The 19,089-nt window shown below is 66.3% G+C and carries 17 protein-coding genes; 9 read left to right on the top strand and 8 right to left on the bottom strand.

The genetic code is table 11. The annotated features are described in order from the left end of the window. Positions 1-15 precede the first annotated feature (15 nt). The 5 genes from NF551_RS06380 to xerD all read left to right on the top strand — a co-directional run bounded on the left by NF551_RS06380 (position 16) and on the right by xerD (position 6,291). Positions 16-960 (top strand): NAD kinase, encoded by a 945-nt coding sequence (locus tag NF551_RS06380; protein WP_227897219.1) that lies wholly within the window; start codon positions 16-18, stop codon positions 958-960. After that, the gene (gene recN / locus NF551_RS06385) at positions 957-2,705 is read left to right on the top strand and encodes a DNA repair protein RecN (protein WP_227897218.1); all 1,749 of its coding nucleotides are present in this window, start codon (positions 957-959) and stop codon (positions 2,703-2,705) included. The genes NF551_RS06380 and recN overlap by 4 nt, the downstream gene beginning before the upstream one ends. Next, positions 2,702-4,396 carry a CTP synthase gene (gene pyrG, locus NF551_RS06390; RefSeq protein ID WP_279324719.1) on the top strand — a complete coding sequence of 565 codons (1,695 nt, stop codon included), beginning with the start codon at positions 2,702-2,704 and terminating at the stop codon, positions 4,394-4,396. Before recN ends, pyrG begins: the two co-directional genes overlap by 4 nt. A 3-nt stretch (positions 4,397-4,399) precedes the next feature. Continuing rightward, entirely contained in the window at positions 4,400-5,068 is a 669-nt protein-coding gene (locus NF551_RS06395) for an NUDIX domain-containing protein (RefSeq protein ID WP_227897216.1), read from the top strand. Between the two features lie 167 nt (positions 5,069-5,235). Beyond that, positions 5,236-6,291 carry a site-specific tyrosine recombinase XerD gene (gene xerD, locus NF551_RS06400; protein ID WP_269439036.1) on the top strand — a complete coding sequence of 352 codons (1,056 nt, stop codon included), beginning with the start codon at positions 5,236-5,238 and terminating at the stop codon, positions 6,289-6,291. Positions 6,292-6,378: 87 nt separating this feature from the next. Here the strand turns inward: xerD and NF551_RS06405 are convergent, their stop codons facing one another. Next, positions 6,379-6,879: a MarR family winged helix-turn-helix transcriptional regulator gene (locus NF551_RS06405; RefSeq protein WP_227897214.1), complete on the bottom strand. Its 501-nt coding sequence runs from the start codon at positions 6,877-6,879 to the stop codon at positions 6,379-6,381. A gap of 57 nt (positions 6,880-6,936) precedes the next feature. Between NF551_RS06405 and NF551_RS06410 the strand changes: the two genes are divergently transcribed. Together NF551_RS06410 and NF551_RS06415 are read left to right on the top strand one after the other, a co-directional pair. Then, positions 6,937-8,157, top strand: coding sequence for an FAD-dependent oxidoreductase (locus NF551_RS06410; protein WP_227897213.1), 1,221 nt, complete (start codon positions 6,937-6,939; stop codon positions 8,155-8,157). 77 nt (positions 8,158-8,234) lie between these two features. Beyond that, complete coding sequence (locus NF551_RS06415) at positions 8,235-8,732, top strand: 8-oxo-dGTP diphosphatase (protein WP_227897212.1); 498 nt, start codon at positions 8,235-8,237, stop codon at positions 8,730-8,732. A gap of 69 nt (positions 8,733-8,801) precedes the next feature. Here the strand turns inward: NF551_RS06415 and NF551_RS06420 are convergent, their stop codons facing one another. Further along, positions 8,802-9,227 (bottom strand): DUF4188 domain-containing protein, encoded by a 426-nt coding sequence (locus NF551_RS06420; protein ID WP_229970906.1) that lies wholly within the window; start codon positions 9,225-9,227, stop codon positions 8,802-8,804. A gap of 131 nt (positions 9,228-9,358) precedes the next feature. Here NF551_RS06420 and NF551_RS06425 point away from each other — a divergent pair, with 131 nt between their 5' ends. Beyond that, positions 9,359-10,030 (top strand): MerR family transcriptional regulator, encoded by a 672-nt coding sequence (locus NF551_RS06425; protein ID WP_227897210.1) that lies wholly within the window; start codon positions 9,359-9,361, stop codon positions 10,028-10,030. A gap of 67 nt (positions 10,031-10,097) precedes the next feature. On the opposite strand, the gene NF551_RS06430 is transcribed toward NF551_RS06425, so the two are convergent. The 4 genes from NF551_RS06430 to NF551_RS06445 form a co-directional block, all read right to left on the bottom strand. Further along, complete coding sequence (locus tag NF551_RS06430) at positions 10,098-11,231, bottom strand: bifunctional 2-methylcitrate synthase/citrate synthase (protein WP_227897209.1); 1,134 nt, start codon at positions 11,229-11,231, stop codon at positions 10,098-10,100. An 86-nt stretch (positions 11,232-11,317) separates the two neighbouring features. After that, complete coding sequence (gene prpB / locus NF551_RS06435; protein WP_227897208.1) at positions 11,318-12,241, bottom strand: methylisocitrate lyase; 924 nt, start codon at positions 12,239-12,241, stop codon at positions 11,318-11,320. After that, entirely contained in the window at positions 12,242-13,759 is a 1,518-nt protein-coding gene (locus NF551_RS06440; RefSeq protein WP_227897207.1) for an MmgE/PrpD family protein, read from the bottom strand. Between the two features lie 12 nt (positions 13,760-13,771). Beyond that, complete coding sequence (locus tag NF551_RS06445; protein ID WP_227897206.1) at positions 13,772-14,419, bottom strand: GntR family transcriptional regulator; 648 nt, start codon at positions 14,417-14,419, stop codon at positions 13,772-13,774. A 200-nt stretch (positions 14,420-14,619) separates the two neighbouring features. Between NF551_RS06445 and NF551_RS06450 the strand changes: the two genes are divergently transcribed. Further along, a complete protein-coding gene (locus tag NF551_RS06450) occupies positions 14,620-16,527 on the top strand; it encodes an AMP-binding protein (RefSeq protein WP_227897205.1) in 1,908 nt (635 codons plus the stop codon). Between the two features lie 12 nt (positions 16,528-16,539). On the opposite strand, the gene NF551_RS06455 is transcribed toward NF551_RS06450, so the two are convergent. Then, positions 16,540-17,235, bottom strand: coding sequence for a response regulator (locus tag NF551_RS06455; protein ID WP_227897204.1), 696 nt, complete (start codon positions 17,233-17,235; stop codon positions 16,540-16,542). Then, a complete protein-coding gene (locus NF551_RS06460) occupies positions 17,232-18,899 on the bottom strand; it encodes a sensor histidine kinase (RefSeq protein WP_227897203.1) in 1,668 nt (555 codons plus the stop codon). The genes NF551_RS06455 and NF551_RS06460 overlap by 4 nt, the downstream gene beginning before the upstream one ends. Between the last annotated feature and the right edge of the window lie 190 nt (positions 18,900-19,089).

A 19,089-nucleotide genomic window follows, 5' to 3' on the forward strand; every position in this document is an offset into this window, starting at 1 on the left:
GGACACAGAGACAACATGAGCAGACGCATACTGGTGATCGCGCACACCGGCCGCAGTGCCGCGATGGCTGCGGCCCAGGAAGTCTGCACCCAGCTCCATGCCGCAGGCCTGGTTCCCGTGATGCGCCGCAAAGACCTCGAAGATATCCAGGCTGAGTATGGCCAGCTCACTGCGCCGACTGAAATCCTGGATGAAGACGTCCAGCTCACCGAAGTCGATCTGGGCATGGTGCTTGGGGGAGACGGGACCATCCTGCGCGCAGCGGAACTGGTACGGGACACGGAAGTGCCGCTGCTGGGGGTCAATCTGGGCCACGTCGGCTTCCTGGCCGAAAGCGAACGTGAAGACCTGGACAAAACCGTCGGCTGGGTCGTGGACCGGGACTATACCGTCGAAGAGCGGCTGACCATCGACGTCAAGGTCTGGCTGGACAGCACGCTGCTGGCACACACCTGGGCGCTCAACGAGGCCGCGGTGGAAAAGGCAGACCGGCAGCGCATGCTGGAAGTGGTCATGGAAGTCGATGCACGTCCCATTTCCTCCTTCGGCTGCGACGGCGTGGTCATGGCGACCCCGACGGGATCGACTGCCTACGCGTTCTCCGCTGGAGGGCCCGTCGTGTGGCCAGGCGTCGAAGCACTGCTGATTACGCCCATCAGCGCCCACGCCGTGTTCTCCCGGCCACTCGTCGTCGCTCCGGACTCCATCCTGGCGGTGGAGATCCTGTCCCGGAATGCCGCCAACGGTATCCTCTGGTGCGACGGGCACCGCAGCATCGACCTGCCGCCGGGCTCCCGCGTGGAGGTGACACGCTCCAACGTTCCGGTCCGGCTGGCCCGCACGCACGACACGCCTTTCTCGGAGCGCCTGGTCAACAAGTTCCAGCTCCCCACCCAGGGTTGGCGGGGACCGGCGAACCAGCCTCCAGAGCAGGCTGCGAACGGAGGTATCCTCCCGTGATCGAAGAAATACGCATCCGGGACCTCGGCGTCATCACCGACGCAACGCTGACCCTGGGCCCGGGCTTCACTGTGGTGACAGGTGAAACCGGTGCCGGCAAAACCATGGTGATCACTGCCCTGGGGCTGCTGCTCGGTGCCCGCTCGGATGCAGGAGCCGTCCGTACAGGCGCCAAATCGGCGCTGGCCGAAGCCGTCGTCCGGCTGCCTCCGCAGAGTCCGGCGGCGGAGCGTTCCGCGGAGGCGGGAGCCGAACTGGAAGAGTTTGACGGCGGCGTCGAACTCATCGTTGCCCGTACCGTCAACGCTGATGGACGCAGCCGCGCCCACCTGGGCGGCCGCGCGACACCCGTGGGCGTCCTGTCCGAGGTGGGCAACCATCTTGTGGCCGTCCACGGGCAGACTGACCAGCTGCGGCTCAAAAGTTCATCAGCACAGCGGGAAGCGCTGGACAAGTATGCGGGGGAGTCCCTGGCCGCCGCGCTGGAAGAGTACCGTACCGGCTACAACCGCTGGCGGGCTGCCGAATCGGAGCTCTCGGAACTGCGCGAGACCGCACGGGAACGCCTCCGTGAGGCCGAGTACCTCGCCGCGTCGCTGGAAGAGATCGACGCCGTCGCCCCCGAACCGGCAGAAGACGAGACGCTGAAGGCCGAGGCCATGCGCCTGGGCAACATTGAGGAACTGCGTTCGGCGTCCGTGGGAGCGCACCAGGCGCTTGTCGCGGGTGACTTCGCCGACGGATCGGATGCCACGTCGCTGGTGGATGCTGCCAAGCGCCAGCTGGAACTGGCAGGCGAGCACGATCCGGCCCTGGCGCAGGCCGGCCAGCGGCTCGCGGAAGTCGGCTACATCCTGGCCGACATTGCGGCTGAGCTGTCCAGCTACAGTGCGTCCCTGGACGGCGAGGGCCCCGGCCGGCTGGCGGAGGTTGAAGCCCGCCGCGCGGAACTGGCTGTTCTGGTGCGCAAATACGCCCCCTCGGTCGACGAAGTCCTGGAATGGGCGGAAACCGGCAGGGCCCGCCTGGCGGAGCTCGGAGACGACGGCAGCCGGATCGAATCCCTTGAAGCCGAACTGACCGAGCTCCAGGCACGTCTCTGGGAGCAGGCCGCGGGACTGACCAAGCTGCGCACGGATGCCGCAGTCGAACTCTCAGGACGCGTCAGCGACGAACTCACTGCGCTGGCCATGCCTGACGCCCGCCTGGTCATCACCGTGGATCCCAGCGCGGCCCTGGGCCCCCAGGGCGCGGACGCGATCGAGTTCCTGCTGGCTCCGCATCCCGGAGCACCGGCGCGGCCGCTGGGCAAGGGCGCCTCCGGCGGTGAGCTTTCCCGCGTGATGCTCGCCATCGAGGTAGTGCTTGCCGAAGTGGATCCGGTTCCGACCTTCGTCTTTGACGAGGTGGACGCCGGCGTCGGTGGCAAGGCAGCCATCGAAATCGGCCGGCGGCTGGCGATGCTCGCCCGCCACGTGCAGGTCATCGTGGTGACCCATCTCCCGCAGGTGGCGGCCTTCGCAGGCCATCACATCCGCGTGATTAAAACCTCTTCCTCCGCAGATGACGGGTCGGGCGTCACTGCCAGCGACGTCGTCGTGCTGGACCGCGAAGCCCGGATCAGGGAACTGGCCCGGATGCTCGCAGGCCACGAGGACTCGGAGTCGGCCCGTGCCCACGCCGAGGAACTACTGGCGACGGCAGCCGTTCCCAGTGGGGAAACTACCCAGACCAACAAAAGGTGATAGGCTCGAATTCCGTGGTGCAGCGATCAAATTCCAGGTTTCCCAAGTCGTCTTCTACGACCAAACACATCTTCGTTACCGGAGGCGTGGCGTCGTCCCTTGGTAAGGGACTGACGGCCTCCAGCCTCGGTCACCTGCTTCGGGCACGCGGCCTCTCCGTGACGATGCAGAAGCTCGATCCCTATCTCAATGTGGATCCGGGCACAATGAACCCCTTCCAGCACGGTGAAGTCTTCGTGACCGACGACGGCGCTGAGACCGACCTCGACATCGGACACTACGAGCGCTTCCTCGATGAGAGCCTCGACGGGTCCGCCAACGTGACCACGGGCCAGGTGTACTCCACCGTCATCGCCAAGGAACGCCGCGGCGAGTACCTCGGTGACACCGTCCAGGTCATTCCCCACATCACCGATGAGATCAAGCGCCGGATGCGCCTGCCCTCCGAGGCGAAGAAGACCCCCGACGTCATCATCACCGAAATCGGCGGCACCGTGGGCGACATCGAGTCCCAGCCGTTCCTTGAAGCCGCCCGCCAGGTCCGCCAGGACATCGGCCGGAACAACGTCTTCTTCCTGCACGTCTCACTGGTCCCGTACATCGGCCCGTCGCAGGAACTGAAGACCAAGCCGACCCAGCACTCGGTGGCGGCCCTGCGCTCCATCGGCATCCAGCCGGACGCAATCGTCATCCGCTCGGACCGCCCGGTCCCTGACGCCATGCGCAACAAGATCGGCCGCATGTGCGACGTCGACGTCGACGCCGTGATCGGCTGCCCCGATGCTCCGAGCATCTATGACATTCCCAAGACACTGCACTCCCAGAACCTGGACGCGTACATCGTCCAGCACCTGGGACTGAAGTTCAAGGACGTCAACTGGACCAAGTGGGACCGCCTGCTTGAAGCCGTGCACAACCCGAAGCACCACGTCGAGGTGGCACTGGTCGGCAAGTACATCGACCTGCCCGACGCCTACCTCTCCGTGACCGAGGCCCTGCGCGCCGGCGGCTTCGCCAACAGCACCAAGGTCAAGATCCGCTGGGTCCCCTCCGATGACTGCGCCACCGAAGAAGGCGCCCGCAAGGCCCTGGCCGGCGTGGACGCCATCTGTGTCCCGGGCGGCTTCGGTATCCGCGGCCTCGAAGGCAAGCTCGGTGCACTGAAGTTTGCCCGCGAGAACAAGCTGCCGACCCTGGGTCTGTGCCTTGGCCTGCAGAGCATGGTCATCGAGTACGCGCGCAACGTCGTCGGCCTCGAAGGCGCATCCTCCAGCGAGTTCGAACCCGACACGAAGTACCCGGTCATCGCGACCATGGCCGAGCAGAAGGAAATCGTTGCAGGCCAGGGCGACATGGGCGGCACCATGCGCCTGGGTCTCTGGGACGCGAAGCTGGACGAAGGTTCGGTTGTGGCCAAGACGTACGGCAAGACCGCCGTCGCCGAACGCCACCGCCACCGCTACGAGGTCAACAACCAGTACCGGGACCAGATTGCCGAGGCCGGTCTGGTCTTCTCCGGCACCTCGCCCGACGGGCAGCTCGTCGAATATGTCGAACTGCCCGAGGACGTGCACCCGTACTACGTCTCCACCCAGGCGCACCCGGAACTGAGCTCGCGGCCCACCCGGCCGCACCCGCTCTTTGCCGGCCTGATCAAGGCCGCACTGGCCCACCAGGGCGCGGACGCGTAAGGCATGAGCGAGAACCAGGGGTTTGCCGACGAGCAGAGTCCGCGACGGCTGCTGGATTCCTCAGTGGTCTACAGCGGTCCCATCTGGGACGTGGTGAGCGAGAAGTTCACCCTGGCTGACGACGGCGAACCCCTGGTCCGCGACTACATCCGGCACCCCGGTGCCGTGGCCATCCTGGCCATGAACGACGCCGGCCAGGTACTTTTGATCAACCAGTACCGGCACCCGGTCCGCATGACGCTCTGGGAAATCCCCGCCGGCCTCCTGGACGTGGAGGGCGAGGACTATCTTGCCGGAGCCGTCCGCGAACTGGCTGAGGAAGCAGACCTGGTGGCTGAGGACTGGAACGTCCTGGCCGACCTCTTCCTCTCACCCGGATCATCCCGCGAAGAGCTGCGGATCTACCTTGCCCGTGGCCTGCATGATGTGCCGGCTGACGAGCGGCATGAGCGCTTCCATGAGGAAGCAGAGATCAAAATGATGTGGGTTGACCTCGACGACGCCGTCACTGCGGTCCTTGAGGGCCGAATGCACAGCCCCTCGGCGGCCGCTGCCGTGCTGGCGGCTGCTGCAGCCCGGAACTCGGGCTACGCGAACCTGCGTCCTGCAGATGCTCCGTGGCCGGAGCATCACACCGAACACCACACCTGGCCCAACGGATCCGTCCGCTAGGGGCATGGGTGATACCCGCCTTCCCCGCCGCAGGCGGCAGCACCTCCGCTCAAGGACCGGCCGCAGGCTCCCGGGCCTCTGACCTCCCTGTGCCCTCGATCAACGACACCATTGAGCTTGATCTCCAGTCCCAGCTGAACCCCACCCTGGTCCTCGACCGGTCCGGACTGGCAGCCGCAGCCACCTCCGAGGACGCTGTATCGGCTGGTCCGGGGGAGTCCACTGCTGCTGCACCGCAGGCACCGCGCGCTGCCCGCAGCTCACAGAGATCCGCCGACGACCTCCGGGCCACCGCCGTCGGACGTGCCATTGGCGCGTACCTCCAGCACATGGCTGTGGAACGCGGGCTCGCCCAGAACACGGTGGACGCCTACCGTCGGGACCTGGTGCGGTATGCCCGGTTCCTTGCGTCCAATGACCGCGCCGATCCGGCCGCCATCACCCGGCATGACGTCACGGCGTTCGCCCGTTCCATCGCAGAAGGATCCGACGGCGCCTCGGCGCTGAGCATGCGTTCGGCGGCGCGGACGATTGTGGCGGTACGCGGCCTGCATAAGTTCTGGGCACTTGAAGGGATCACCACCACCGATCCGGCAGCCGATGTCCACCCGCCGATGGCAGGTAAGCGCCTGCCCAAGGCCATCAGCGTGGACGAAGTAACCCGGATCCTCGAAGCCGTGCCGCTGGACACGCCCACTGGACTGCGCGACCGGGCACTGCTGGAGTTCCTCTATTCCACCGGGGCGCGCATCAGCGAAGCGGTGGGCCTGGACATCGATGACCTGTCGCTGGAACGTATCCCGGCCAACGGGCCGGACGTCGTCCGCCTCTTCGGCAAGGGGTCGAAGGAGCGCCTCGTCCCGCTGGGCTCCTATGCTGCCCGGGCGCTGGATGACTACCTTGTGCGCGGCCGTCCCGGAGCTGCCGCCAAGGGGAAGGGAACACCTGCCTTGTTCCTGAACGCCCGCGGCGGCAGGCTGAGCCGGCAGAGTGCCTGGACCATCCTCAAGAGCGCGGCAGAACGCGCCAAGATTGACCGGGATGTTTCTCCGCACACCCTGCGCCACTCTTTCGCCACGCACCTGATCGAAGGCGGCGCAGATGTCAGGGTGGTCCAGGAACTGCTTGGCCATGCATCCGTAACGACCACCCAGGTGTACACCCTGGTCACCGCCGACACACTGCGCGAGGTCTACGCCGCAGCCCACCCGCGGGCGCTGTAGACGCAGCCGGTCCGCAGTATCCGGTTCGCGCAGCAGCTGACCTGCGCCAAACTTCTCCGCCGCTGCTCAAGCCACCGAGGCTCGTAATCAGTCCGTGCCCGCGGCGCTTTCGCGGCCGGTCCACTCGTGCAGCCGTGTGGTGTGCCGCTGCTGCAGCGCGGTCGCCCTGGTGATGAACCGCTCGACGATATCGAGCTCGTCCGGGCTGAAGCCGGCGATGATTTCAGCCTCGCCCTCCTCCACCAGCGGCCCGATCAACGCCCGCACGCGTTCCTGGACTTTGGAGGTGGCACGGACGAGCACCTTGCGCTTGTCGATCGCGTGCCGGGTCCGAATGATGTAACCGGCCTGCTCAAGCCGATCCAGCATGGTGGTGACGCTGCCGGTGGTGAGCCGGAGCCGTGCTGCGATGGTGCGCGGGGTTATCTCCTCGTCCGGTTCAGTGGTGAGGATTTCAAGACACCGCAGGTCAGTGCTGTTCACTCCCAGGATCCGGGCCGTTTCACGGTCAAAGTCCTCAACCGCGGCCTGATACAGCTGGACGGCCCGTCCCACCGAATTTACCTTGACAGTCAAATCACTTGACATTCAAGTTATACCTTCCTACGATTCCTTGATAGTCAAGATATATCAGAGGTGAACGTCATGCGAAAAGCTGTAGTCATCGGAGCAGGCATCGCAGGTCCCACGGTCGCGGTCGCGCTGCGCAGGATCGGCATGGACGTGGAGGTTTTCGAACAACTTCCGCCTGACGCCGACCAGCGCGGGTCGTGGCTGAATTTCCAGGCCAACGGTCTGGATGCCCTGCGGTCTATCGGCGTCGGCGAGTGGGTCGAGGGGATCGGCTACCCGGTTGACGCAATGAGCTTTGTCAACGGAAAGGGGCGGATTCTCGGCACCATTCCCATGGCATTCCGCAGGGAGGACGGTCTCAGTTCACGCATGGTGCCCCGGGCCGGGTTGTTCGTGGCACTCGCTGACATGGCCCGCCACCACGGCGTGCGGGTGCACCACAACAAGCGGATGGTCGAGGCGTTTCACACCGATGCCGGCGTCCTGGCACGCTTCGATGACGGAACGGAGGCGGCCGGTGACCTGCTCATTGGCGCCGACGGCATCCACTCGAAGGTCCGGCAGATCATCGACCCCGCTGCGCCAGCCCCGCGCTATGTGCCCGTCCTGAACAGCGGGGAGTACATCCCGGACTTCCACGTGGACGTACCCCCGGGCGAATTCCGGATGCAGTTCGGCACCCGTGCCTTCTTCGCCTGGATGAATACCCCCGACGGAGGCACGATCTGGTTCGCCAACCCTCCCCAGAAGAAAGAGCCGCCGCGCGGCACCCTCTCCGGTATTACCGACGCGCAGTGGCGGCAGCGGCTGCACGGCCTGATGGATGGAGATGCCGGACCTGCGCCGGCAATTATCGATGCGACTCCCGGGCCGGTGACGGGATGGGCAACCTACGACATGCCCGTCGTTCGGAACTGGCACGACGGCTCGCGCATGATCATCATCGGCGACGCCGCTCACGCAGCGTCCCCGGCCAGTGGCCAGGGAGCATCGTTGTCACTGGAGGACGCGGTCATCCTCGCGAAGTGCCTGCGTGACGTCCCGGATACAGGTGCCGCGTTCGACACCTTCGTGGCGCTGCGCAGGGAGAGGGTCGAGCGGATCGTCGCCGACAGCCACAGGGCATCGGCTGAGAAGGCCGCGGGTCCGATTCTCCGCGTGATCCGCGACGCTGTACTGCCGCGCAAATTCCGGGCCGCCCAGAAGGACGGCGGCCGGTCCCTCCGATGGCTGCAGGGTCACCACATCGACTTCGAAGTGCCGGTCGCGGCACGATCCTCCGGTCACCGATGATCCCCGCCAGGCGCGGCGAGATCTCCGTGTTGCCCGCCGGAACGTGCGTCGCGGTGGCTTCGCAGTAGATTGGGAGCATGCCCCGTCCACCGCGTGCTTCCCCCGTTGTCCTCTGTTTCCTCTTCCGTGAGACAGGTCAGGGCGGACCCGAGGTCTTGCTGGGGCTTAAGAAAACCGGATTCGGTATTGGCAGGATCGTGACGCTTGGCGGCCATGTGGAGCCAGGGGAGAGCCCAGAACAGGCGGCCGTGCGGGAAGTCTTCGAAGAGTCCGGCGTCACCGTTGCCGAAGGGGACCTGGAACCCGCCGGTTCCATCGAGTTCATGTTTCCCTCACGACCGGAATGGGACATGTCCACTGTGGTCTACCGGTCCTGGACCTGGTCCGGGGCACCGGCGCCGTCAGCGGAGATCGAACCTGCCTGGTACCCGGTGGATGCCGTTCCGTATGCGGCTATGTGGGAAGACTCCGCGTACTGGATGCCGAAGGTTCTTTCCGGGGAGTACTTCGCCGCGGCCGTGACGCTCGCGGAAGACAACGAGTGTGTGGGCAGCGTGGTCTTCTCCTCGCCCTGACGGCCGCGTGCCCTCACAGCCGCGTGCCCTCACGGATACGTGATCCGAGCGGCGGAAGGCTCGCGGCGGCTAGTGTCCCGCCGCGGCCAGCCGGTCCGCTGCCCGGCTGCCGTCTGGTGCGGGCAGGCTTGCGGTCGCCTTGGCCAAGCCGGATACAGGCATGCCGACGTACATTGATTCGGCACGGTCCACCGGAAAGGTCTCATGCCAGATACCGACGGCTCCCGGCGCCTTCCGGGCCCGGCGGTTAAAGGCTGCCCAGGCCGGCCGGTGTTCTGCATTCGTCTGGCTGGCGTAGGCATAGAGCTCTTCGGCGGTCTTCCAGTACTGCACCACCAGCGGACCACCGGATCCGACGGTCATCCGGTAACCCAGCAGGCCGGAGCCGGGGTTGGAAGACAGCTCCTTGAGCATCCGCGGCATGGCGGCAAAGACCGGGAACCAGAGGTCCGGGCGCCACGGGCGGTTGATGCGCATGCCAATCAGGAATACCACAAGGGGGCCAGTGTGCTGGTGGGTTGAGCGGTGGCTGAGAACGCGAGCCATAACGGCACCTGATTTCGATAACTGGATAGTGATGCTATCCACACTAGAGAGCTACACTATCCAGCACAAGGGGGTTCTCCATGCGAATTTCAGAGCTGGCGGCAGAGTCCGGGGTACCGGTGGCCACCATCAAGTTCTACCTGCGGAGCGGCCTGCTTCCGGAAGGCCGGCAAACAGCTCCCCGGCAGGCAGAGTACGGCGCGGACCATCTGTCCCGCCTGCGGCTTATCCGCGCCCTCCTGGGGCCCGGAGGGCTGTCCATTGCGGCTGCCGGCGAGGTGTTGAAACAGCTGGACCAGCCACCGGGGTCCACGCACGGGCTTCTCGGCGCGGCACACCACGCGCTGGACACCGGCGTGCGTGCGAGGGCCGGACAGTCAATGACGGAGCACCCGAGGGCAGACGCGATGCTTGCCTCGCTGGGCTGGAACATTGATCCGGCCGACCATCTCTCCCGGTACCGGCTCGAAGAGGCACTGGCCGGTCTGGAGGCCGCGGGGTTTGTGCCGCCGCCCGGGTTCCCGGAAATGTATGCCTCAGCCATGCGGGAGCTTGCCGTCCGGGAACTGGAGCAGGTGCCGCTGGGGAGCTCCTCGGAAGCCATGCGGTATGTGGTGCTGGGAACCATCCTCACCGAGCCGCTGCTCCTGGCGCTGCGCCGCCTGGCGCAGCAGGATGTCTCCGCCAAAAACTTCGCAGACACTGCTCCGCCTCCGTCGCCCGCCGGCGAAACTGTGCCGAAACACTCCTGATCCGAACAGCAGAAGGCCCGCCGCAGATTCCCCTGCGGCGGGCCTTCGTATGCTCGGGTGCCCCCGGCTAGGCCAGGTGCCGCTCCTCGGGGCCGTCGTAGGCGCTGAGGGGACGGATCAGAGAGTTGGCCTCCAGCTGCTCCATGATGTGCGCGGTCCAGCCGGTGATCCGGGCAGCCACGAACAGCGGAGTGAACGTGGGGGTGTCAAAGCCCATCAGGTGGTACACGGGCCCAGCCGGGTAGTCCAAGTTCGGCAGGATGTTCTTACGCTCACCCATGGCCGATTCCAGCGCCGTGTACAGCTCGCCCAGATCGGCACGGTCATAGTGCTTGACCATCTTGTCCAGGGAGGCCTTCATGGTGGGCACCCGCGAGTCGCCGTTCTTGTACACGCGGTGGCCGAAGCCCATGATCTTCTTCTTATCCGCCAGCGCGGCATCCAGCCAGCCTGCCGCGTGCTCGGCGACGTCGCCCTCGCCGGCGCTGGTGGTGATCTCCTCGAACGTGTGCATCACCGCCTCGTTGGCGCCGCCGTGCAGCGGCCCCTTCAGCGCGCCGACTGCTCCGGTCACGGCCGAATGCAGGTCCGAGAGCGTGGACGTGATGACACGGCCGGTGAACGTGGAGGCATTGAAGGAGTGCTCCGCGTACAGGATCATCGACACGTTGAACGCCTCCACCACCTCGGGGGCGGCTTCCTCACCGAACGTCATCCAGAGGAAGTTCGAGGAGTAGTCCAGATCATCCCGGGGTTCCACCAGGTCCTCGCCGCGCCGCCGGCGCTGGTCATAGGCGACGACGGCAGGCATGGCGGCAAACAGGCTGACCGATTTCTGCATGTTGGCTAGGACGGAGGACTCGTCTGCCTGCGGATGCTGGGCGCCCAGGACCGACACAGCCGTGCGGCAGACATCCATCGGATGGCAGGTCACCGGCAGGGCGTCGATGACTGCCTTCAGCTCCGGGGTCAGCGCCCGCTGGGACCGCTCACCCTCCACGAACTCGGCCAGCTGCTCATCCGTGGGCAGCTCACCGTTCCAGAGCAGGTAGGCCACTTCCTCGAACGAACACTTGGCGGCCAGCTCCTGCACCGGATAGCCGCGGTACAGCAGCGAGTTGGTGTCGGGATTTACCTTGGAGATGCGGGTGGTGTCCACCATCACTCCGGCCAGGCCCTTGTGGATGTTTGTGTCGGTCATGTCTGGGACTCCTTCGTCATGGTGCGCTGTTCAGTGGTGGTGCGTGTGCCTTCTTCTTGCGTGGTGGAACTGGAACGGAAGCCGGGTCAGGCCGGCGCCGCGGTGCCGGTTGTACCGGGGACCTGGAAGTTGAATACCGAAGTGTCGAAGCGGTTGTACGCCTCATAATCCACCAGATCGTACAGGCGTGCACGTGTGAGCATGCTGGGAACCGCTGCCTGCTGCGTGCCGTCGGCCTTGATGGCCTCCAACGTGCGCTCTGCTGCGCCCATCGCGCTGCGCAGCAGGGTTACCGGGTAAATGACCATGTTGACGCCGGCGGCGGCGAGCTGGTCATAGGTAAACAGCTCGCTCTTGCCGAATTCGGTCATGTTCGCCAGGATCGGGACGTCGACGGCGGCGCGGATGGCGGCGAATTCCTCCACCGTCTTCATGGCCTCGGGGAAAATTGCGTCGGCGCCGGCTTCCACGAGCGCCCGGGCCCGGTCCTGGGCTGCTTGCAGTCCGTCGACGGCGCGGATATCGGTCCGCGCCATGATCAGGAAGTTGGGATCCCGGCGGGCGTCAGCGGCAGCGCGGATCCGCTTGGTGGCTGTGTCCAGGTCGACGACGTTCTTCCCATCCAGGTGCCCGCAGCGCTTGGGGTTGAACTGGTCCTCGACGTGGCAGCCGGCCAGGCCGGCGTTCTCGAGTTCCTGGATGGTGCGGGCCACGTTCATCGGCTCGCCGAAGCCGGTGTCGGCGTCGACAATTGCCGGGAGGTCGGTCATCCGTGCGATCTGGCCGGCACGGGTCGCCACCTCGGTGAGCGTGGTCAGCCCAATGTCCGGCAGGCCAAGGTCGTTGGCGAGGACCGCGCCGGAGATATAGACGCCGTCGAATCCCTTTTCCTCAATCAGCCGGGCCGAGAGCGGGTTGAAGGCACCCGGATACTGCTGCAGGGTGCCGGAGGCCAGGCCTTCGCGCATCGCGATGCGCTTCTGTTCGGGAGTGGTGGAGGAGTACAGCATTTAGAACAGTCCCTTCGGCGCGGCGGCGGGATCGATGATCCCGGCGGCGGCAGTGATGTTGAGCTGGCCGAGCTCACCGGCGGCGAGTTCGGGCAGGCGTTCGGCGGCCGTGATGAAGCGGTCCATTTCCTCCTCGGAGACCAGTCCGGCGGCGAGCGTGCGGAACTTGTTGATGTAGTCGGCGCGAACGAACGGACGGGCACCGAGGGGATGGGCATCGGCCACGGCGATCTCGTCGGTGATCACGGTTCCGTCGGTGAGGGTGATGTCCACCCGTCCGCCGAACGCCTTCTCGGCGATGTCAACCGAGTGGTAGCGGCGGGTCCATTCCGGGTCTTCCACAGTGGTCACCTTGTGCCAGAGCGCTACGGTGTCCGGGCGGCCGGCACGTTCGGGAGAGTAGGAATCCACGTGGTGCCAGGCGCCGTCCTGCAGGGCGACCGTGAAGATGTACGGAATGGAGTGGTCCAGGGTTTCGCGGGAGGCCGCGGGATCGTACTTCTGCGGATCGTTGGCGCCGGAACCGATCACGTAGTGCGTGTGGTGCGAGGTGGAGATCAGCACGGCCGCAACGTTGGCCGGATCTGCGGTTTCCGGGTGCTCACGGTGGATCTTGCGCGCCAGGTCGATCCACGCCTGTGCCTGGTACTCGGCGGAGTGTTCCTTCGTGTACGTGTCCAGGATGGCGCGCTTTGCCTCTCCCGGTGCGGGCAGCGGCACTGTATAGGCGGCGTCGGGCCCGTCCAGCAGCCAGGCAATGACACCGTCTTCGCCTTCGTAGATCGGAGTGGGGGAGGTCTGTCCCCGCATTGCCCGGTCGACGGCTTCGACAGCCATCTTGCCGGCGAACGCCGGGGCGTGTGCCTTCCACGTGGAGATTTCGCCCTTGCGCGACTGCCGGGTGGCAGTGGTGGTGTGCAGCGCCTGGCCCACGGCCTGGAAGATCGTCTCGGTGTCCAGGCCCAGTAGGGTGCCGATGCCGGCGGCGGCGGACGGGCCGAGGTGCGCCACATGGTCGATCTTGTGCTTGTGCAGGCAGATGGCCTTGGCCAGGTCGACCTGGATCTCGTAACCGGTGGCGATCCCGCGCAGCAGGTCCGCGCCTGAGGCGCCGGTGTGCTGCGCCGCGGCGAGGATCGGGGGAATGTTGTCGCCCGGGTGGGAGTATTCCGCGGCGAGGAAGGTGTCGTGGAAGTCCAGTTCACGAACGGCCACGCCGTTGGCCCAGGCAGCCCATTCGGGGGAGGTCTTCTCCTCCACACCGAAGACGGCTGCCCCGGATCCGCCGGAGGACGGTGCAAAGGAGAGCGCCTGGGCGCGGGCTGCGACGATCGGACCGCGGGTCAGCGAAGCGACGGCCACGGAGGCATTGTCGATAATGCGGTTGATGACCATGTCCGTGACGTCATCGGTGACGGCTACGGGGTCAGCTGCGACGGCGGCGATCTTCCAGGCCAGCTGGTCTTCGCGGGGGAGGTTTTCCTCGCTGCGGTACACGCGGACGTTATGGGATTTCACTGATGGGTCCTTTCAGGGGTGGTGGACGGCGGTGAAGTGTTCAAGGCTCTTGTGAAGGTGGATTCGGGTAGCCGCTGCGGCAAGGGCAGGGTCCGCTGCGGCAATTGCCCCGGCGATGGTGGCGTGCTCGGCTGCCGTGTCCCTGAGCCTGCCGGGGTTGTCCTTGGCGAGGCGGCGGACACGCGCCAGGTGCAGGCGGACGTTGCCCAGGGCCTGGGTGAGGTAGGGGTTAGCCGCGGCCTCATCGATCGCTGCATCGAGCCGGGCGACCAGGGCGTAGTAGCCGCGCCGCGCCGGGTCCTCGTCCGGGTCGGCATCCAGCCGGGCCGCCGCGGCCTCGAAGTCGGCACGCAGGGCTCGGAACACGTCGGGATTGCAGCGGACCGCGGCCAGGGAAGCGGCCTGGCATTCAAGGGCCTGACGCAGTTCGAAGAGCGATTCGACAGTGTCCGCCGAAATAGGGGTGACGACGACGCCGCGCCCGTTGTGCGGTGCCGCCAGCCCGTCTGCGGCGAGCCGGGCAAGGGCTTCACGCAGCGGCGTGCGGGAGATGCCGAGGCGCTGGGACTGTTCCACCTCGCCCAGCACCGTTCCCGGCGGAAGCCGCCATTCGACGATGTCTTCCCGCAGCATGGCGTAGGCCCTGTCGCTGGCCCGCATGAGTGCCCTTCCCGCAGAGTGGTCTGTTGCGGTTCAGTGTATACACAGAAGGCCTGATAGTGAATTAGGCCACGAGATTGGCTCACGGCCAGAGGTGGTGTGTATACACGGAGACTCTTTTCAGTCCGTCGTGCGTCCCCTAGGATGGCGGGAACGGCGCCGGCCCCGGTGCGCGCCAACCTGCGGATCAAGGAGGATTCATGGGAACTAACGGTTATGCGAAGACCTATGCCGACAGCGTTGAGGACCCGGAGAAATTCTGGCTGGACGCCGCAGGCCTCATCGACTGGGACGTTGCGCCCCGGCAGGCCCTGGATGATCACGGTGCACCGCTTTACCGGTGGTTCCCTGACGGGCAGCTGAACACCAGCTTCAATGCCCTGGACCGGCATGTCCTTGCCGGCCGCGGCGACGATACAGCCCTCATCTACGACTCGGCCATGCTGGACACCCAGCGGACCTACAGCTTCAGCGAACTGCTGGCCGAGGTGGAGACCTTCGCGGGTGTACTGCACGGCCAGGGGATCCGTGCCGGGGACCGGGTAGTGATTTACCTGCCCATGGTTCCCGAAGCGGTCATCGCGATGCTGGCAACCGCCCGGCTGGGCGCCGTGCATTCCGTGGTGTTCGGCGGGTTTGCCGCCGCAGAACTGGCCGCGCGCATCGATGACGCCCGGCCCGACGTCGTCGTCACTGCCAGCGGGGGACTGGAGCCCAAGCGCCGGGTTGAATACCTGCCTGCAGTGGCCGAGGCCCTGGAAACCGCGGCGCACCGGGTGCGTTCCGTCGTCGTTGCCTCACGGGACGGTTTTGGCCACACGGCAGAGGAATACGACGGCGCCGGCGGAACAGAGTGGGCAGACTGGGCAAAGCTGGCGGAGACGGCCGAACCCCAGGGGCCGGTCAGCGTAGCCGCGACCGACCCGCTGTACATCCTCTACACGTCAGGAACCACGGGGTCGCCCAAAGGTGTGGTCCGGGACAACGGGTCCCACGCTGTCGCGCTCGCCTGGTCCATGCGCAACATCTACGACATTGCCCCCGGCCAGGTGATGTGGACGGCGTCCGACGTCGGCTGGGTGGTCGGGCACTCCTACATCGTCTACGGACCCCTGATCGCAGGGGCAGCAACAGTGCTGTACGAGGGCAAACCGGTGGGGACCCCCGACGCCGGGGCGTTCTGGCGGGTAGCTGCTGAACACCGCGTGGAGGTTCTCTTTACGGCTCCAACGGCGCTGCGTGCGATCCGGCGCGCGGATCCGGAGGCAGCGCTGCTGGCGGGGTATGACGTGTCCAAGCTGCGGACCCTCTTCGCGGCGGGCGAGCGGCTGGATCCGGAGACCTTTCGCTGGGCGTCGGAGTCCCTGGGGATTCCGGTGGTGGACCACTGGTGGCAGACAGAAACCGGCTGGGCAATCTGTGCCAATCCGATGGGCCTTGACCCGCAGCCGATCAAGGCCGGCTCGCCAACCTTCCCGGTGCCTGGCTTCCGGGTGCGCATCGTGGATGGGTCCGGCACCGAAGTGGCGGCGGGCTCCGAAGGCAACATTGTGCTGGACCTTCCTCTCCCGCCGGGAACCCTCGCGACGCTGTGGGGGAGCGACGACCGCTACCGTGCCTCCTACCTTGAAGCCTTCGAGGGCAGCTATGCGACGGGGGATTCGGGATATGTGGATGAGGACGGCTACGTCTTTGTCATGGGGAGGACAGATGACGTCATCAACGTGGCAGGGCACCGCCTCTCCACTGGAGCAATCGAGCAGGCCGTGGCGAAGCATCCGGACGTGGCCGAGTGCGCCGTCATCGGTGTGCGGGACAGCCTGAAGGGCCAGCGCCCCTGCGGGTACGTGGTGCTCAAAGCCGGATCAACGGCGACGGAACAAGAAGTCCAGTCAGCGCTCGCGGACCTGGTCCGGAAGCAGATCGGTCCCGTGGCGGACTTCCGCGACGTCCGGGTCGTGGAAGCACTGCCCAAGACCCGTTCCGGGAAGATCCTGCGCAAGACCATGCGCCAGATTGCCGACGGCGATGATTTCGTGGTTCCCTCCACCATCGAGGACCGCTCGGTGCTGGATGACCTGATGCCGCTGCTCCGTCCCGGCACCTGATCCCGGAGGAGCTCAGCGGCGCCAGGCGTATTCGAGTTCCGGCCGGCCGGGGGAACCGTAGCGCGGGGAACGGACGACGGCCCGCTGGGCAGTCAGGTGCTCAAGGTAGCGCCGGACCGTGATCCGCGACATTTTCAGTGCTGCAGAAACTTCAGAGGCGGACATCGGGTTCGACGCGTCCTTCAGCAGCTCGGATACCGTCCGCAGCGTCTCCGGCGACAGCCCCTTCGGCAGCGCCGCCGGAACGGCCGGACGCAGTGCGGCGAGGGCGCGGTCAACTTCCGACTGCGTGGCAGAGGAACCCTGGCCAGAAAGGTTCGCGTGGTATTCGCGGTAGGAGGCGAGCTTGGCGGCAAAAGCGGAATACGTGAACGGCTTGATCAGGTACTGGACAATCCCTGCGGACATCGCCCCGCGCACCACGGCCAGGTCGCGGACGGCAGTAATGGCAATAACGTCGGCAGGAATCCCGGCTCCCCGGATTCGGCGCAGCAGGTCCAGCCCGTGCAGGTCCGGAAGGTTCATATCGAGCAGGACCAAGTCCACACCCGCGCGCGGACTGGTGAGGAACCCCATGGCTTGCGCGGCCGTGTGGGCGGTGCCGGCCAGGGCGAATCCCTCGGTGCGCCGCACATACTCCGCGTGAGCCTCAGCCACCACGGACTCGTCCTCCACCACGAGGACAGCGATATCGGAACCCTGGGTCATGGCCGCGCTCCTTCCGGAAGCGGCAACCTGACCGTGAAGCGGGCCCCGCCGGCATGGTGCGAGCCGACTTCGAGCGTCCCGCCAAGGCGCAGGACCGCCTGGTTTACCAGGGCCAGGCCGAAACCGCGCCCGGCCCCCGCAGCCTGCACAGGATCCTTGGTACTGAATCCCTGCTCGAAGATGCGGGACCTCGACTCGGCGGGAATCCCCGGTCCGCTGTCCCGGACGGTGAGCTCGAACCCGCGCGAGCCGGCGCTCTCCACCACGCCCAAACGGACCGTGACCTCGGGATCCGGCAGGCCCTGGACCGCGTCAAAGGCGTTGTCCACCAGGTTGCCCACAATGGTCACCAGCTCACCGGAGTCCAGCAGGGCAGGTCCGGAACCGTCCCCGGGCACCTCCTCCACGGTCAGCACCAAGGCGATTCCGCGCTCCCGGGCCTGCGCTTTTTTGCCGGCCAGCAGGGCGGCCAGGGCGGGTTCGCCAACGGCGGCAACGACGTCGTCCGCCAACTGCTGGGACTGCACCAGGTCGCGGGTGGCGAACTCAAGTGCCTCGGCAGGGCGGTCGAGCTCGATCAGCGACACGATGGTGTGCAGTCGGTTGGCGTGCTCATGGGCCTGGGCCTGCAGCGCATCCGTCAGCGTGCGCATGGACTGCAGCTCTCCGGTCAGCGCTTCCACTTCCGTGTGGTCACGCACAGTGGTGACGGTTCCCAGCCTCCGCTCAGCCGGTCGCCTGCCCTGCCTGCCGGGACGGCCCCGCGCTGGCCCGGCCGGGGCCAGGGCAGGGGACTGGTTAACCACCAGGATGCGGTCGGGGGTGAAATGGAACTCATCGACGGCGGTGCGGCCGCCGTGCAGCAGTTCGGCGAGGGTCGCCGGCAGGCCGAGGTCCCTGGGGTCGACGGGGCTGCCGGTCCCAGGCGTTAGCCCCAGGAGCTCCGCGGCCTGGTCGTTGTAGAGCACCAGCTCGCCGTCGTTGTTGATGAGCAGCAGCCCTTCGCGGACCGAATGCAGTGCCGCATCGTGGAAGGCGAACAGATCCGCGAGCTCGTCGGGCCGGCGGTCCTGCGTGGTCCGCCGGAGATAGCGGCTGAGCAGGAACGATGCCAGGGTTCCCCAGGCCAGCGCCGCGATGGAAATGATGAACACAGCCGGCAGTTCGGCGTCCCTGGCAATCGCCACTCTGTCCACAGTCAATCCCGCAGCAACCAGGGCCCGGACCTCGCCGCCGTCGTCCGTGACCGGCACAATCGCGCGCACCGACGGCCCAAGGGTGCCGGTGAAAACTTCCGTGAAGGACGAGCCCGCCAGCGCCTGGTCCACGGAGCCGAGATAGGCCTTGCCGATCTCTGACTCCGAGCGGTGGGTGAACCGGGTACGGTCCGGCGCCATGATGGTCAGGAAATCGATGTGCGCCGTTTCCATGACTTCGGTGGCATAGGGCTGCAGCAAGGCGCTGGGATCCGGAGTCTTGACGGACTCCAGCACAAACGGGTCCGCAGCGATGGTCTCGGCCACGGACATCATGCGGTCCGCGGTTTCCTCATAGCTGTGCTGCTCCGCTTGGAGGTAGAGCGCCCAGGACAGGCCGGCAGACAGGCACAGGATGAAGGCCAGCTGCCCGGTGAGCAGCCTGCTGGCCAGGCTCCATTTGCGCAAGGGTCTCCTTCGCTGGGGTACGTCGCGGAAGCCACCGGAAGCAGCCACACGTGTCCAGCGGCAGCATGGCCGTGAACAGTATGACCACAACAGTGACTGCCATCACAGCGGGCGGCGACGATAGCTGCGGAATACTTCCGGTTCCGTCCGCGTCTATCGCCGCCGGGGCACGTCTATCAAAGAAGCTAGG

Origin of the sequence: Arthrobacter caoxuetaonis, assembly GCF_023921125.1 — a bacterium.
Taxonomy (GTDB): domain Bacteria; phylum Actinomycetota; class Actinomycetes; order Actinomycetales; family Micrococcaceae; genus Arthrobacter_B; species Arthrobacter_B caoxuetaonis.